At 69.0% G+C, this 14,894-nt stretch carries 14 protein-coding genes; 5 read left to right on the forward strand and 9 right to left on the reverse strand.

Annotated elements, in window-relative coordinates; all coding sequences use genetic code 11:
* Window positions 1–102: 102 nt before the first annotated feature.
* Both deoC and ENN83_RS00395 read left to right on the forward strand, forming a co-directional pair.
* On the forward strand, window positions 103–1,146 hold the full coding sequence (deoC, locus tag ENN83_RS00390; protein WP_287182771.1) for a deoxyribose-phosphate aldolase: 1,044 nt from the start codon (window positions 103–105) through the stop codon (window positions 1,144–1,146).
* 4 nt (window positions 1,147–1,150) lie between these two features.
* Window positions 1,151–3,451, forward strand: a complete 2,301-nt coding sequence (locus tag ENN83_RS00395; protein WP_287182772.1) for an aldehyde dehydrogenase family protein — start codon at window positions 1,151–1,153, stop codon at window positions 3,449–3,451.
* 3 nt (window positions 3,452–3,454) lie between these two features.
* Here ENN83_RS00395 and ENN83_RS00400 read toward each other — a convergent pair whose 3' ends face one another.
* The gene (locus ENN83_RS00400) at window positions 3,455–4,066 is read right to left on the reverse strand and encodes a DUF1523 family protein (RefSeq protein WP_287182774.1); all 612 of its coding nucleotides are present in this window, start codon (window positions 4,064–4,066) and stop codon (window positions 3,455–3,457) included.
* Window positions 4,067–4,073: 7 nt separating this feature from the next.
* Window positions 4,074–4,340, reverse strand: a complete 267-nt coding sequence (locus ENN83_RS00405) for a hypothetical protein (protein ID WP_287182776.1) — start codon at window positions 4,338–4,340, stop codon at window positions 4,074–4,076.
* 70 nt (window positions 4,341–4,410) lie between these two features.
* Between ENN83_RS00405 and ENN83_RS00410 the strand changes: the two genes are divergently transcribed.
* On the forward strand, window positions 4,411–5,661 hold the full coding sequence (locus ENN83_RS00410; protein ID WP_287182778.1) for an acetylornithine deacetylase/succinyl-diaminopimelate desuccinylase family protein: 1,251 nt from the start codon (window positions 4,411–4,413) through the stop codon (window positions 5,659–5,661).
* 94 nt (window positions 5,662–5,755) lie between these two features.
* Here the strand turns inward: ENN83_RS00410 and ENN83_RS00415 are convergent, their stop codons facing one another.
* The 3 genes from ENN83_RS00415 to clpS are packed head-to-tail and all read right to left on the reverse strand — an operon-like array spanning window position 5,756 to window position 7,968.
* Window positions 5,756–6,565 carry an SDR family NAD(P)-dependent oxidoreductase gene (locus ENN83_RS00415; RefSeq protein WP_287182780.1) on the reverse strand — a complete coding sequence of 270 codons (810 nt, stop codon included), beginning with the start codon at window positions 6,563–6,565 and terminating at the stop codon, window positions 5,756–5,758.
* A 40-nt stretch (window positions 6,566–6,605) separates the two neighbouring features.
* Window positions 6,606–7,616: a class I SAM-dependent methyltransferase gene (locus ENN83_RS00420; RefSeq protein WP_287182783.1), complete on the reverse strand. Its 1,011-nt coding sequence runs from the start codon at window positions 7,614–7,616 to the stop codon at window positions 6,606–6,608.
* Window positions 7,617–7,647: 31 nt separating this feature from the next.
* Window positions 7,648–7,968: an ATP-dependent Clp protease adapter ClpS gene (gene clpS / locus ENN83_RS00425; RefSeq protein WP_253088964.1), complete on the reverse strand. Its 321-nt coding sequence runs from the start codon at window positions 7,966–7,968 to the stop codon at window positions 7,648–7,650.
* A gap of 122 nt (window positions 7,969–8,090) precedes the next feature.
* Between clpS and ENN83_RS00430 the strand changes: the two genes are divergently transcribed.
* Both ENN83_RS00430 and ENN83_RS00435 read left to right on the forward strand, forming a co-directional pair.
* Window positions 8,091–8,792, forward strand: coding sequence for an HAD family hydrolase (locus tag ENN83_RS00430; RefSeq protein WP_287182786.1), 702 nt, complete (start codon window positions 8,091–8,093; stop codon window positions 8,790–8,792).
* A 246-nt stretch (window positions 8,793–9,038) separates the two neighbouring features.
* The gene (locus tag ENN83_RS00435; protein ID WP_287182788.1) at window positions 9,039–10,427 is read left to right on the forward strand and encodes a D-alanyl-D-alanine carboxypeptidase family protein; all 1,389 of its coding nucleotides are present in this window, start codon (window positions 9,039–9,041) and stop codon (window positions 10,425–10,427) included.
* 193 nt (window positions 10,428–10,620) lie between these two features.
* Here ENN83_RS00435 and ccoS read toward each other — a convergent pair whose 3' ends face one another.
* The 4 genes from ccoS to ccoG are packed head-to-tail and all read right to left on the reverse strand — an operon-like array spanning window position 10,621 to window position 14,860.
* On the reverse strand, window positions 10,621–10,779 hold the full coding sequence (gene ccoS, locus ENN83_RS00440) for a cbb3-type cytochrome oxidase assembly protein CcoS (RefSeq protein ID WP_287182792.1): 159 nt from the start codon (window positions 10,777–10,779) through the stop codon (window positions 10,621–10,623).
* 5 nt (window positions 10,780–10,784) lie between these two features.
* Window positions 10,785–12,965: a heavy metal translocating P-type ATPase gene (locus tag ENN83_RS00445; protein WP_287182794.1), complete on the reverse strand. Its 2,181-nt coding sequence runs from the start codon at window positions 12,963–12,965 to the stop codon at window positions 10,785–10,787.
* 3 nt (window positions 12,966–12,968) lie between these two features.
* On the reverse strand, window positions 12,969–13,433 hold the full coding sequence (locus ENN83_RS00450) for a FixH family protein (RefSeq protein WP_287182797.1): 465 nt from the start codon (window positions 13,431–13,433) through the stop codon (window positions 12,969–12,971).
* Entirely contained in the window at window positions 13,430–14,860 is a 1,431-nt protein-coding gene (gene ccoG, locus ENN83_RS00455) for a cytochrome c oxidase accessory protein CcoG (protein ID WP_287182800.1), read from the reverse strand. Before ccoG ends, ENN83_RS00450 begins: the two co-directional genes overlap by 4 nt.
* Between the last annotated feature and the right edge of the window lie 34 nt (window positions 14,861–14,894).

Genomic DNA, 14,894 nt, shown 5'->3' on the forward strand with positions numbered 1-14,894 from the left:
CGCGGGCTGCGGATCTGGTGGCCTATTGGCGCGCCCATGACGATTATTTCCTGACGCTCTGAGGCGCCCCGCCCCGCCCCGCTTGCCAAGCCGGGTGCCTCCATGCGACCAAGAGCGGAACGCCCACGACAGGTGCCCGCCGCCGTGCCCCCAGACGCCCCCCGAACCGAAACACCGCCCCACGCCGCGCTGCCGCTTGTCAGCCATGCGCGCAATCGGGGCCTGCCGCTGGACATGGACTGGCTGCGGACGGCCCGGGTCAACCGCCCGGCGGCCGAGCGGCGCTGCGCCAGCCTGCCCGCCTGTCGGCCGGTGACGGGGGTGCATCGGGTGGCGTGGCTGCTGCGGGCGGTCGGCCTGATCGACCTGACCACGCTGGCGGGCGATGACACGCCCGGGCGGGTGCATCGGCTCTGTGCCAAGGCCCGCCAGCCGGTGCGCGCCGATCTGCTGGACGCGCTGGGGGTGGACGGGCTGACCACCGCGGCGGTCTGCGTCTATCACGAGATGATCGCGCCCGCGCTGGCCGCGCTGCGGGGCTCGGGCATTCCGGTGGCGGCGGTGTCCACGGGGTTTCCCGCGGGGCTGTCGCCGATGGCCACGCGGCTGGCCGAGATCGAGGCATCGGTGGCGGCGGGGGCCGCGGAAATCGACATCGTGATTTCGCGCCGCCATGTGCTGCTGGGCGACTGGGCCGCGCTTTACGACGAGGTGGCCGCCTTTCGCGCGGCCTGTGGCCCGGCGCATCTGAAGACGATCCTTGCCACGGGCGAGTTGGGGACCTTGACGAATGTCGCGCGCGCAAGCCTTGTGTGCATGATGGCGGGGGCGGATTTCATCAAGACCTCGACCGGCAAGGAACCGGTGAACGCCACCCTGCCCGTCGGCCTGACCATGCTGCGCGCGATCCGCGCCTATCACGCAGCCACCGGCCAGCGGGTCGGGTTCAAGCCCGCGGGCGGGATTTCCACGGCGAAGGAGGCGCTTGTCTGGCTCGCGCTCATCAAGGAGGAACTGGGGGATCGCTGGCTGTCGCCCGACCTGTTCCGCTTTGGCGCCTCGTCGCTTCTGGGCGATATCGAGCGACAGATCGAACAGCATGTCACCGGCGCCCCTTCGGCCGCGTGGCGGCATCCGATGGGGTGACGGGATGAGCGTTTCCGAGCTGATGCAGACGATGGACTATGGCCCCGCCCCCGAAAGCCCGGCCGAGGCGCTTGACTGGCTGGCGGGGCACGGGAACCGGTTCGGGCTGTTCATCGCGGGCCGGATCACCGAGCCGCGCGCGGGGGTCGAGGCGCGGAACCCCGCCACGGGCGAGGGGCTGGCGATGCTGACCGCCGCGACCCCCGGAGAGTTGGAGGACGCCGTGGCCGCCGCGCGCCGGGCGCAGCCGAAATGGGCCGGGCTGGGCGGGGCGGCGCGGGCGCGGCATCTGCGCACGCTGGCCCGGCTGATCCGCCAGCGCGCCCGCCTGATCGCGGTGCTGGAGACGCTGGACAGCGGCCAGCCGATCCGCGAAAGTCGCGAGATGGGCATGGCGCTGGCCGAGCGGCACTTCCACCACAATGCGGGGCTGGCGCAGCTTCTGGAGCAAGACTTGCCCGGCCAGGTGCCGCTGGGCGTCTGCGGTCTGATCCTGCCCTCGACCCTGCCCTTCGTGATGCTGGCCTCGATGGCCGCGCCCGCGCTTGCGGCGGGGAACACGATAGTTCTGAAACCGGCCGAACGGACCTCGCTGGGCGCGCTGCTGTTTGCCGATCTTGCGCGCGTGGCGGGGCTGCCCAGGGGGATCGTCAATGTCGTGACCGGCGGCGTGGCGGTGGGCGAGGCGATGGTGGCCCATCTCGGGATCGACGGGATCGGGTTTGCCGGGTCGGCCGGGGTCGGGCGGGCGATCCGGGCGGCGACGGCGGGCAGCGGCAAGGCGCTGGGGCTGCATCTGTCGGCCAAGCCGCCGGTGATCGTTTTCGAGGATGCCGATCTGGATGCGGCGGTCGAAGGCGCGGTCGAGGCGATGTGCAGCCGTGGCCCAGCGGGCGGTGCGGGGGCGCGGCTGATCCTTCAGGAGGGGATCGCGGGGGATTTCCTTGCGCGGCTGAAGGCGCGGATGGCGGGGCTGCGGCTGGGCGATCCGCTAGACAAGTGCACCGATATCGGCGCGCTGATCGACACAGGCCAGCGCGACCATGTGGCCGCGCTGGTGGCCGAAGGGGCGGCGGAGGGCGATCTGTTCCAGCCCGATGGCACGCTGCCCGAACGGGGGGCGTTCCATCCGCCGACGCTGGTCTCGGGGCTGGCCCCGGCCTCGCGGCTGATGCAGGCAGAGGTTTTCGGCCCCGTGCTGGTCTCGACTACCTTCCGCACGCCGACCGAGGCGGTGCAACTGGCCAATGACGCCCGCCATGGGCAGGTGGCAAGCGTCTGGTCCGAGAGCATCACCTTGGCGCTGGACGTGGCGCCGAGGCTGGCGGCGGGGATCGTCCGGGTGAACGGGGCGAATCCGGTCGATGCGGCCGGATTCGGCGGCCTGGACGGGCTGACCGCGTATCTGCGGCCCGAGCGACGGGGGAAAAGGTTGAAACCGCCCGCCCCGCCCCGGCAAGGCGATCCGCTGGCACGGGCCGAAAGGCTGTGGATCGGGGGCAGGCGGGTACCGCCAAGCGGTGGGCAGGCGCGCGCGATCCATGAGCCGCGCGGGCAGGTGATCGGCCATGTGGGGCTGGCCACGCGCGAGGATGTCCATGCCGCGGTGGCGGCGGCGCGCAAGGCACAACCGGGATGGGCGGCGCAGGGCGCGCAGGCCCGCGCGAATGTGCTTTGCACCCTCGCCGAGACCCTTTCCGAGCGAGCGGCCGAGGTCGCGGACCTGCTGCGGACGATGACCGGGGGACCCGGCGCAAAGGCCGAGGTGGCGCAAAGTGTCGAACGGCTGTTAGCATGGGCCGGGCGCGCCGGGACGCAGGCGGGCGAGATCAGGCCGGGGCCGATCCGCGGCACGGCGCTGGCGATGGCGGTGCCGGTTGGCGTGATCGGCGCGCTTTGCCCGGACGAAGCGCCGCTTCTGGGCCTTGTCTCGGTGCTGGCGCCCGCGATCGCGATGGGCAATGCCTGCGTGCTGGTCCCCTCGGAGCCCTGCCCGCTGACAGCGACGGCGTTCTGCGAGGTGCTGGAGGCATCGGACCTGCCGGGGGGTGTGGTGAACCTGCTCACCGGGGCGCATGCCGCGCTGGCCGAGCCGCTGGCCGCGCATATGGATGTCGATGCGGTCTGGTGCTTCTCGTCCACGGACCTGTCCGCCGGGATCGAGCGCGCGGCGGCGGGCAACCTGAAACGGAGCTGGGTCAATCACGGACGCGCCCGCGACTGGTGGGGCGCGCAGGGCGAGGGCCGCGCGTTCCTGCGCGCGGCCACCGATGTCAGGACGATCCTGATCCCGTGGGGGGCCTGAGCGCTACCGCCCGCCCCCGCCGAACAGACGGCGCAGGACCGCCCCGGCGCGGCTGTCCGGGTCGTCGATCAGCGGTTCGATCCGGCTCTCCTTGAACCGGGCAACCAAGGTCCAGACCCACGCCGCGAAGACCGCGAGGCTGAACAGGACGGCGATGTTGAACCACGGGATGATGAACTCGTCCGGGCCCTCGGCGGGGCGCACGGCGACCGCGTTGGGGTAGATCGAGAAATATTCGTTGCGCCAGCCGTAATGGGTGATCACCACCCATCGCGGGTTGTCCTTGGTCGAGATCAGGTCCCGCGCAATGGCCTGAAGATTCGAGGTGTTGATCTTGAAATAGGGCGGCCAGCCCCAACCGGTATCCTCGTTGCGATAGACCATCGGCTTGCCGTTGGGGCGAAAGGTCTCGATGAAATGCACGTCGCGACTGGCGACGCCGTCCGCCGATCCGGGCGCCGAGCCCGACCAGAAGATCGAGTTGTCGCCGAACTCGATCCGGCGAATCTCGGTATTGATGATGCGCACGACGTCGTGCTGGGGCAGCGTGTAGTGCAGGAAGGAAAAGACCAGCGCGGCGATCACCGCAAGGAAGGTCCATTTGACGTAAACCATCGCAGCCTCATGTGTAATTGACGATGTAGACGATCGTGCCGACCACGATCATCGGAATGATGTAGACCCCGAGGATCAGCCTGCGCCGCAGCGAGCGGTCATACAGGGCAAGCCCCTCGCGGACGAAGGCGTCGCGGTCACCCGTGCCGATCTTCTCGTCCCAGTGGCGCCGCAGCTTCCGGCGACGCATGGCGCGGGAATAGAGCAAGACGGAAACATAGACCACCGTCAGGACGACGAACCCCATCAGAAGGAAGCGCAGCAGGGCGATCATCTCGGCCCCCCTCGGCCGTAGGATAACGGGTCAGCTTCTTGCGTTCGGATATAGGCGCATCGGATGGGTTTTGCACCGTGCCGCAACGCCGCGGCGCGACGATCTGGTGGCGCTGACGCAGGCATGGGTCCGCATCCCGACGCTGAACCCGCCGGGGCGGAACTATCGCGGGATCTGCGAATTCCTTGCCACCCGGCCGGCGGCAAAAGGGTTTGGCGTCGAGATGATCCGCGCCGCGGGCGCACCGGCCGACAGCGACGCGCATCCGCGCTGGAACCTGATCGCCCGGCATGAGGGCGCGGAACCCGGGGAATGCGTGCATTTCAACGGCCATCACGATGTCGTCGAGGTCGGCTATGGCTGGAGCGTCGATCCCTTTGGCGGCGAGGTTCGGGATGGCCGCGTCTATGGCCGGGGCGCCTGCGACATGAAGGGGGGCATCGCCGCGGCCGTGATCGCCGCCGAAGCCTTTGTCGAGACCTGCCCGGATTATCGCGGCGCGGTCGAGATCAGCGCCACGGCGGACGAGGAATCGGGCGGCTATGGCGGTGTCGCGTGGCTCGCCGAACGCGGCTGGTTCGACCCCGACCGGGTGCAGCATGTCATCATCCCCGAACCGCTGAACAAGGACCGCATCTGCCTGGGCCATCGCGGCGTCTGGTGGGCCGAGATCGAGACGCAGGGGCGCATCGCCCATGGCTCGATGCCGTTTCCCGGCGATTGCGCGGTGCGCCACATGGGCGCGGTGATCGCCGAGATGGAAGAGACGCTGTTCCCGCTGCTCGCAGGCCGGCAGACCGCGATGCCGGTGGTGCCCGAAGGGGCGCGGTCCTCGACGCTGAACATCAACGCGATCCATGGCGGCGAGCCGGAACAGGAACCCGGCTATACCGGCCTGCCCGCGCCCTGCGTGCCCGACCGCTGCCGCATCGTGATCGACCGGCGCGTGCTGATCGAGGAGGACATCGCCGAGGTCGCCAAGCTGATGGAACGGGTCAAGGCCCGTCGGCCGGGCTTTGCCTACGAGATCCGCAAGTTGTTCGAGGTGGTGCCGACCATGGCCCCGCGCGATGCTCCGGTGGTGACGACCGTGGCGCAGGCGATCACGCATGTGCTGGGCCGGGCGCCCGATTTCGTCGTCTCGCCCGGCACCTATGACCAGAAGCATATCGACCGGATCGGGCGGCTGAAGAACTGCATCGCCTATGGGCCGGGGATCCTGGACCTGGCGCATCAGCCCGACGAATGGGCGAGCATCGACGACATGCTGGACAGCGCGCGGGTGATGGCGCGGGTGCTGGGGATGCTGCTGCTGCGGTGACGGACCGGCGGCGGGTCGCAAGGGGGGCGCTGCCCCCCGTCCTTGCGGACTCCCCCCGGGATATTTCCGGCCAGAAGAAGAAGGGGGCGCGGGGTCAGTGGGCCGGGGCGTTGACCGGGTCGAGCAACGTGCGCCCGCCATCGACCGTCAGGATCTGGCCGGTGATGAACTGCGCGCCGTCGGAGGAAAGGAACTGCACCGTCTCGGCCAGTTCGGCGGGCTTGGCGATACGGCCGAGCGGGGTGTGGACGCGGATGTCGTCGCGGTATTCGGCGTGATCCTTGAGCACACCTTGCAGGCTGGCCGAGAGCACCGAGCCGAAGGCCACCGCGTTCACCCGGATCCGGTGCGGCGCGAGCGCCACCGCCATCGAGCGCGTAAGCTGGTCGAGCGCGGCGCAGCTGACCGAATAGCCCATCAGGTCGGGATGGGTGCGCCGGGCCGCGATCGAGGAGAGGTTCACGATCGTCCCCGCGCAGCCCTCGTCCAGCCCGTCCGCCTCGGCTTGGCGGATCATCCGGCGGGCGACGCATTGGCTGAGGCGCAGGCTGGTCATCAGGTTCTGCTGCAACAGCGTCTCGACCGCGTCCTGATCGGGGTCGAGCGGGTCCGAGGAGATCATCTGGCGGCTGGCATTCACAAGGATGTCGATCCGGTCGAAGGCGTCGATGGTCGCCGAGAGCAGGTTGGCGACCGTCAGCCTTTCGCGCAGGTCGCCCGCGAAATAGCGCATGTTGCCTTCGGCTTCGGTCTGCTTGCCGCATTCGTCGGTCAGGCGGTCCTCGTCGATATCAGCGAACATCACGTTGGCACCGCGATCCACGAAGTGGCGCGCGATGGCGAGGCCCACACCATTGGCTGCGCCGGTCACGATGGCGGTCTTGCCGGAGATGGAGAAGGACATGCGGTGGAACTCCTGATTCGGATGCCCAAGCTAGGCGATTTCACCGCCCCCCGCGAGCGGCGCGCCTTGGCCTGTGCCCATGCAGGACCTTGAAGCCCGCATCGCCGCCGATCTCGTGGGTCTCGACGAAGAGCGCGGCAAGGTCGCGTTCATAGGGCAGATGGCGGTTGGCGACGACGAAGGCCTGCCCGTGCGGCGCGAGCAGGCGGGCGGCGGCGGCAAGGAAGGCGCGGCCAAGGCCCGGATCGGCGATGCGCGCGGCATGGAAGGGCGGGTTGGCCAGCACGATGTCGAAGGGCGCATCGGGGGCGAAGGCGGTGGCGTCGGCCCAGTGGAAGCGGGCGCGCGGGTCGGGGACATTGGCGCGCGCGCAGGACAGGGCGGCGTGGTCGGCCTCGACAAGGTGCATCTCGGCGATCTCGGGATGGGCCGGGAGCGCCTCGCCCGCCAGGTATCCCCAGCCTGCGCCCAGATCGGCCACGCGCCCCTTGAGCCTGGCGGGAAGGGCGGCGAGCAGCAGCGCCGAGCCCCGGTCCACCCCGTCCGCCGAGAAGACGCCCGGCGCGGTGCGGTAGCGGCCTTCGATCAACGCCCCCTCGCCCGGGCGCCACGCGGCGAAGGCGGCCGGATCCGCGGTCAGCGCGAAGCATTTGCCATGGGCCTTGGCGAAGGGTGCCGTGACATCCGCCCCCTGCCCCTTGATCGCCCTGAACAGGCTGCCGACCCCGTCGGTCCTGTCACCATCCACGATCACCGGCCCGCCGCCGGTCAGGGCCAGCGCCTCGGCGATCCAGGCGCGGGCCAGCCCCTTGGCGCGCGGCACCACGACCATGGCGGCGGCGAAATCGCCCGTGGGGGACACGACCACGTCCCAGCCGCGCCCGGCCCAGGCGTCGTGATCGGGGGCGAAGCCCTGCACGATCTGCACCCGGTCCTTCGGCAGCGCCGAGAGATCCGCGGCCGCCAAGGGACCGAAGACCACAATGCGGCCGGTTTCGGGCAAGGCGACCGCGCCGCTGTGCAGCGCAAGGGTCAGGCGGGCATCGGGCATGAGGTGCTTTCCGGAATGCGGGCGCGCGGCCCTATTCCTTTTCCATGGTGCATTGCAGCGGGTGCTGGTGGCGGCGGGCGAAATCCATCACCTGCGCGACCTTGGTCTCGGCCACCTCGAAGCTGAAGACGCCCACCACCGCGACGCCCTTCTTGTGCACGACCAGCATCAGCTCGAAAGCCTGCGCATGGGTCATGCCGAAAAAGCGTTCCAGGACATGCACGACGAATTCCATCGGGGTATAGTCATCGTTCAGCAGCAGCACCTTGTAGAGCGGCGGGCGCTGGGTCTTGGGGCGCGTCTTGGTGATGACTCCGGTCTCGCCTTCGGGGGCGTCGCCCTTGTCGGCCATCATGCGAGGGTCGGTGGTCACGGCGGCCCGTCTCCGGCAAATCGGGTGGTGTTCGGCTTGGGCCTCTTTATATATGCGGGCCGGCCCGTCTGAAAAGGGTCGAGCATGGGGGCGGGCGCGGGATGTCCAGGGCGATCACGACAATCGGGTTCGATGCCGACGACACGCTCTGGCAGAACGAGCGGTTCTTCCGCATGACGCAAGAGCGATTCGCCGCCTTGCTGGCAGATTACACCGAGGCCGACCGGCTGATGGAGCGGCTGATGGCGGCCGAGATGCGCAACCTTGGCCATTACGGATTCGGCATCAAGGGCTTCGTTCTGTCGATGATCGAGACCGCGATCGAGGTGACCGAGGACCGGGTGCCCGCCAGCGTGATCCGCGAATTGCTGGCGGCGGGGCAGGAGATGCTACGCCATCCGATCGAGCTGATGCCCGAGGCGCGGGAGGCGGTCGAGGCATTGGCGGCAGATCATCGCATACTCATGATAACAAAGGGCGATCTGCTGGACCAGGAGCGCAAGCTGGCGCAGTCGGGGCTGGGCGATCTGTTCGATGGGGTCGAGATCGTGTCGGACAAGACCGCGCCGCGCTATGGGACGATCTTTGCCCGCCATGGCGACGGGGCAAGCCGCGCGGCGATGGTGGGCAACTCGCTGCGCTCGGACGTGATTCCCGCGATCGAGGCGGGCGCCTGGGGCGTGTTCGTGCCGCATGAGCTGACCTGGGAGCTGGAACATGCCGAGCCGCCACGGGGCCATGCCCGGTTTGCCGAATTGCAACATCTGGGCGAATTGCCTGCCCTGATCGCGGCGCTTGGCTGAGGCCGAGAGGCAGGGATTGTTGCATGCGGGTCGGCCGACGCGATATCTCGATCAACCTTTGTTAAACCCGCAAACTCCCCGGAAACGGGGTATTTTCCGGTGTCGAAGGCTGTGCTAGGCTTAGCGCAGAAACGATCGCCCACCGTAAAAATCCGGGCGACGCGAGGCAGTGAAAAGGCAACAGCCGTGCAACGTTCGGGGCAGTACGTCCGGCGCATATTCGTCATATCGTTCATCGCGTTCGCGATGGCATTCATGACATCCGGGGCGCGCGCCGCGCCCTACGCGGCCATGGTGATCGACGCGCGGTCGGGCGAGGTTCTGCACGCGCAGAATGCCGATACCCGGTTGCATCCGGCCTCGCTGACCAAGATGATGACGCTTTATATCGTCTTCGAGGCAGTGCAGAACGGCGAGATCGGCCTGGACGATTACGTCACCATCTCGCGCAAGGCGGCGTCCGAGCCGCCCTCGAAGCTGGGGCTGAAAGCGGGCCAGAGGATCCAGTTGCGCTATCTGATCCGCGCGGCATCGGTCAAATCAGCCAATGATGCAGCCACCGCCCTGGCCGAGGCGATAGAGGGGTCCGAGGCGGCCTTTGCCCGGCGGATGAACCGCACGGCCAAAGCGATGGGCATGAGCCGCACCACGTTCCGCAATGCCCATGGCCTGACGCAGGAGGGGCACCTGTCCACGGCGCGGGACATGACGACGCTGGGGCGCAACCTGTTCTATCACTACCCGCAATATTACAACCTGTTCTCGCGCGAGAGCACGCATGCGGGGATCGCAACTGTGTCGAATACCAATCGCCGCCTTCTGGCCAGTTATCGCGGCGCCGACGGGATCAAGACCGGCTATACCCGCGCGGCGGGGTTCAACCTGGTGGCCTCGGCCGATCGGGGCGGCAAGCGGATCATCGCGACCGTGTTCGGCGGCGCCTCTCCGGCAAGCCGCAATGCCAAGGTGGCCGAACTGCTGGACCTCGGGTTCCGGAAGGCGCCCAACCGCGTTGCGCAGCGCACGCCGGCGCGGCCTGCCTATGCCGGCAAGATCGGGCCGGGAGGGAACGAGGGCGGCACGGCTCTTGCCTCGATGCGGCTGACCTCATCGCCGCGCCCGCTGAACCGTCCGAGCGTGCAACCGCCTGCGGAGGTGATCGCCGCGGTCGTCGAGAGCGTCGAAAGCGTGCTGGAGGCGGCACAGGCCGAACTGGCGGTTGCGGCGGCCGAGGCCGCGCCCGCGCCGAGCCCGGCGCCGAGCATCGCACCCCGCGCCCGGCCCAAGGCGATCATGCTGGCCGCAACCGCAGCCACCACGCCCCCGCCGAAGCCGAGGCCCGCCGCCGCCGACCCTGGTGGGCAGGAGGTCGTCACCCGGCTGTCATCGTCGGGTGGGCGGATGTGGGGCATCAATGTCGGACGCTACGGGTCACGCAACCAGGCCGAGCGGATCCTGCTGAGAACCGCGTTGCAGGAGATCGGCGCCTTGGATTCCGCGCTGCGCAAGGTGGTGCAGAGCAACCGGGGTTTCGAGGCTAATTTCGTGGGCATGACCGAGGAAGAGGCCGCAATGGCCTGCCGCCGGTTGCAGGCCCAGGGGTCGGAATGCAACCCGATCGGCCCGCAATCCTGACCCGCCGGGCGATCCGCCACCCGCCTGCAACGCATGACTTGCATCACGACGCCGAGCTTGTGGTTATGCCGAAGGCCCGGGCGAGCTGATCCGTTCCGGCACGCCTGCGGGCATCGGGCCGCTGGTGGCGGGCAATGTCTGCACGGTCGGGATCGACGGGCCCGGCGGGGTTTGGGCCCGCATCGCCTGACGCTCAGGGCCTGGGCTGGTCGTCCCAGTCCTCGTTGAGGATGCGCCGCGAGTCGCCTTCGGGGTCTTCGTATTGGCGATGTTTCAGCGCCCAGAAAAAGGCCGCAAGCCCCAGACCGCCCAGGAACAGCGCGATCGGGATGAGGAAGGCAAGAACCTCCATCGCGCCTACCTCAGCCGCAAGGCGTTCAGCGACACGGAGACGGAACTGAGCGACATCGCCAGCGCCGCCCAGAGCGGGGTGCACAGGCCCAGAAGCGCGACCGGCACGAAGACCGCGTTGTAAAGGCCCGACTGCCAGAAATTCTGGCGGATGCGGCGGGTCGAGACCCGGGCCATGCGCACCGCATCGGCAATCGGGGCGATGTCGCGGCCCAGCAGCACCATGTCGGAGGCCGCCCGCGCCGCATCCAGCGCCGAGGCCGGCGAGATCGAGACATGCGCAGCCGACAGAGCCACCGTGTCGTTCAGCCCGTCGCCCACCATCAGCACGCGATGGCCCTGGTCCTGCAACGCGGCGATCCTGGTGGCCTTTTCCTCGGGCAGCGCGTTCGCCTGCCAGTTCTCGATCCCCAGCCTGCGCGCCATGGCCCCGACCGCGGCCGTGACATCGCCCGAGATCAGCCAGACCGCCTTGCCCTGTGCCCGCAGCGCCTGCACGACCTGTTCTGCGCCGGGGCGCAGCGCATCGGTGAAGGTGAAGCTGCGGGTTTCCTCGCCAAGCGACAGATAGGCGCCGGTGGTCGCGGCATGGGTGGCGCCGACCCAGCCTGCGCGGCCCAGTTTGACGGGCTGGCCCTGCCATGTCCCCTGCACCCCGTAGCCCGGCGCCTCGCGCAGATCGGAGATCTCGGCGGGACGCACCCCGCGCGCCTGCAACGCCTCGGCCAGGGCGCGCGCCAGCGGGTGCGAGGACGCCCCGGCCAGCGCGAGCGCGACGCTCGGCGCCTGTTCGGGATGGGCGTCGAGATTGTCGGGAACCGGCGCGCCCATGGTCAGCGTGCCGGTCTTGTCGAAGACGACGGTATCGACCTCGGCCAGCCGCTCCAGCGCGGTGCCGTCCTTGATCAGCAGCCCCTTGCGGAACAGCCGACCGCTGGCCGCGGTCACCACGGCCGGGACCGCAAGGCCCAGCGCGCAGGGGCAGGTGATGATGAGCGTGGCGATGGCGACATTGACCGAAAGCCGCAGATCGCCGCCCGAGAACCACATCCAGACGAAGAAGGCCCCCAGCGACAGGAGCGGGATCGTCGGCGCATAGGCGCGCGCGGCGCGGTCGGCCAGCGTGGTGTAGCGGGTGCGGGCCGATTCCGCCGCGGCCACCAGATCGGCCATGCGATGCAGCGAGCTGTCGCGCCCCGCCGCCGTCACGCGCACGGTCAGCGGCCCGGTCAGGTTGACCTCGCCCGCGCTGAGCTGCGCGCCTTCGGCGGTCACCACCGGCAACGTCTCGCCGGTCAGGAGCGAGCGGTCCACCTCGGACCGGCCTGCGGTCACGACGCCGTCCACCGGCACCCGGCCGCCGGGGCGGACCAGCACCAGATCGCCCACCGACAGCTGGGACACCGGGACCGTCTGCTCGGCGCCATCGCTCAGCCGGATCGCGCGGGGCACTTCCAGTGCAGCCAGTTCCTGGGCCGCGGACCGGGCCAGCGCGCGGGCGCGGTGGTCCAGATAGCGGCCGATCAGCAGGAAGAAGGTCAGCATCAGCACCGCCTCGAAATAGGCGTGCTCCCCCGATTTCAGCGTTTCGTAAAGCGAGATCGCGACCGTAAGCACCAGCGCCAGCGCGATCGGGCCATCCATGTTCAGCCGCCCCGCCCGGAGCGCGCCCAGCACCGAGCGGAAGAAGGGCTGCCCGGCAAAGGCCACGGTGGGGATCGCGATCAGGGCCGAGATCAGGTGGAACATGTCGCGCGTGGCGTCCGACGCCCCGGCCCAGACCGCCACCGACAGGATCATGATGTTCATCATCGCGAACCCGGCCACGCCGACGCGCATCAGCAGGTCGCGGCCCTGCCGATCGGTCTCGGTCATCGACAGCACGCCCGGGTCAAGCTCGTGCGCCTCGTAGCCCGCGCGGCGCAGCCGCTCGATCAGCGCGGCGGCGGTGACCTCGGGTTCGGCATCGACGCTGACGCGCTTCAGCGTCAGGTTCACCCGCGCCGAGCGCACGCCCTCGGCCTGCGACAGCGCGCGTTCGACCGTGCCGATACAGCCCGCGCAGTGGATGGTCGGCAGCGACAGCAGCAGGCGCGCGCCCTTGGGCATCGCCGCCGCCTCGGCCGCTGCGGGGGCAGCGGCGCAGGCTGGACAGGCCGAGGGAGTCTGACGCAGCGCGGCCTCCATGACCTAGCCCCGGACGTAAAGCTGCAACCGCTGACGGAACAGCGTGCCATCCGCCGCGCGCGCCTCGAGACGCACGGTCCAGTAGCCGGGGCCCAGGCCCATCGGTGCCGCGAAGGCGCCGTTGTAATAGGCCAGCTCGGGCGCACGGTCATCGCGGTTGCTGGTCGCCCGGCCGATCGTCACCTCGACCTCGGGCGCGCGCACGGGCAGGCCGTCGGCATCGGTGAAACGCAGCAGGAACAGCCCGGCCGCGGCATCGTAGTCGGCCGCCACGCTCCAGCCCAGCGCCTGTTGCGCCTCGCGCATCTCGTCGAAATGCTGGCTGGCGACATAGGAGTTCTGGACCTCGAGGCCGGGGAAGGTGCTGACCGCCTTGAAGGCGAGCAGCAGGTTCACGCCGATCACCACCGTGAAAAAGGACACAATGATGATCAGGACCTTGCGGCCGGTCAGTTCCCTTGTGCTCATGGCCCTGTCTTTCCGTTGAAGATGGTGTCGTTAAAGGCCCGCTCGGCGGCGGCAAGGTCTTCCAGCCACAGCCGGATGGGCGTGCTCTGGGCGGTCGCCGGGGCGCTGCCCGGGGGGGCGATGACATAGACGCGCTTGAGCTCGGTCGCGTCCGGCGCAACGGTGAACACGCCATCCTCGGCACCCTCGATCTCGATCCTGAACTTGTCGCCCGGCGTGACGGAGATCGAGAAGTCGCGCGCCTCGCCCTGCATGTTGCGCACCCGCACCTCGTAGGCGTTACGGATCGAGCCGTCGGACAGTGTCACGAAGGTCGGGTTGCGGATCGGCGCCACCGTCAGGTCGATATCCGAGCGCACGAACAGCGCGACCATCAGCCCCACGCCGACCGCCGACCAGAGTGCGGTGTAAAGGATCGTCCGGGTGCGGAAGACATGGGTCCAGATCGAACGGGGCTTTTCGCCCGCCCGTTCGCGCGACTCGTCCGACAGGGCCATGTAGTCGACCAGCCCGCGCGGCTTGCCGATCTTCTCCATCACCTCGTCGCAGGCGTCGATGCACAGCCCGCAGGTGATGCAGGCCAGTTGCTGGCCGTCGCGGATGTCGATGCCCATGGGACAGACATTCACACAGGCATGGCAGTCGATGCAATCGCCCAGCACCTCGGCGCCCTCTGCCTTGCGATGCTTGCCGCGCGGCTCGCCCCGCCATTCGCGATAGCCGATGGTGATCGTGTCCTCGTCCATCATCGCGGCCTGGATGCGCGGCCAGGGGCACATGTAGATGCAGACCTGTTCGCGCATGAACCCGCCCAGGATCAGCGTGGTCAGCGTCAGCACCAGGATCGTCGAATAGGCGACCGGATGGGCCTGAAGCGTGATCAGGTTCCACAAGAGCGTCGGCGCGTCGGCGAAGTAGAACACCCAGGCGCCGCCGGTGGCGACCGAGATCAGCAGCCACAGCGTCCATTTGGTCAGCCGCAGCCGCGTCTTGTGGACATCCCATCTGGCGTTCCACAGCTTGACGCGCTTGTTGCGGTCGCCCTCGATCCAGCGTTCGGTCAGGATGAAGAGGTCGGTCCAGACCGTCTGCGGGCAGAAATAGCCGCACCACACCCGGCCCAGCGCCGAGGTGAACAGGAACAGCCCCAGCCCCGCCATGATCAGAAGCCCCGCAACGAAATAGAACTCGTGCGGCCAGATCTCGATCCAGAAGAAGAAGCGCCGGTTGGCCAGGTCGATCAGCACCGCCTGGTCGGGCAGGTTCGCCCCCCGGTCCCAGCGCACCCAGGGAAGCAGATAATAGAGCCCGAGGCAGATCGCGAGAAGCCACCATCTGATGGTGCGGAACCTGCCCGAGACGCGGCGCGGGAAGATCGGTTCGCGGGCGACGTAAAGGCGCTCGGGGGGTTGTTCTGTCGAGCTCACGGGCTCACTCCGTTCGGGCTGCAGGCCCGGCCGG

It is taken from the genome of Rhodovulum sp. (assembly GCF_011048875.1).
Classification (GTDB): Bacteria; Pseudomonadota; Alphaproteobacteria; order Rhodobacterales; family Rhodobacteraceae; genus Rhodovulum; species Rhodovulum tesquicola.

Excerpts from the sequence above, each read along its gene's own strand:
- ENN83_RS00450 (WP_287182797.1), bottom strand. The coding sequence starts at position 13,433 with ATGAGCACAAGGGAACTGACCGGCCGCAAGGTCCTGATCATCATTGTG.
- ENN83_RS00400 (WP_287182774.1), bottom strand. The coding sequence starts at position 4,066 with ATGGTTTACGTCAAATGGACCTTCCTTGCGGTGATCGCCGCGCTGGTC.
- ENN83_RS00415 (WP_287182780.1), bottom strand. The coding sequence starts at position 6,565 with ATGTCCTTCTCCATCTCCGGCAAGACCGCCATCGTGACCGGCGCAGCC.
- deoC (WP_287182771.1), top strand. The coding sequence starts at position 103 with ATGCGACCAAGAGCGGAACGCCCACGACAGGTGCCCGCCGCCGTGCCC.
- clpS (WP_253088964.1), bottom strand. The coding sequence starts at position 7,968 with ATGGCCGACAAGGGCGACGCCCCCGAAGGCGAGACCGGAGTCATCACC.
- ENN83_RS00405 (WP_287182776.1), bottom strand. The coding sequence starts at position 4,340 with ATGATCGCCCTGCTGCGCTTCCTTCTGATGGGGTTCGTCGTCCTGACG.
- ENN83_RS00445 (WP_287182794.1), bottom strand. The coding sequence starts at position 12,965 with ATGGAGGCCGCGCTGCGTCAGACTCCCTCGGCCTGTCCAGCCTGCGCC.
- ENN83_RS00420 (WP_287182783.1), bottom strand. The coding sequence starts at position 7,616 with ATGCCCGATGCCCGCCTGACCCTTGCGCTGCACAGCGGCGCGGTCGCC.
- ENN83_RS00435 (WP_287182788.1), top strand. The coding sequence starts at position 9,039 with ATGGCATTCATGACATCCGGGGCGCGCGCCGCGCCCTACGCGGCCATG.
- ccoS (WP_287182792.1), bottom strand. The coding sequence starts at position 10,779 with ATGGAGGTTCTTGCCTTCCTCATCCCGATCGCGCTGTTCCTGGGCGGT.
- ENN83_RS00430 (WP_287182786.1), top strand. The coding sequence starts at position 8,091 with ATGTCCAGGGCGATCACGACAATCGGGTTCGATGCCGACGACACGCTC.
- ENN83_RS00395 (WP_287182772.1), top strand. The coding sequence starts at position 1,151 with ATGAGCGTTTCCGAGCTGATGCAGACGATGGACTATGGCCCCGCCCCC.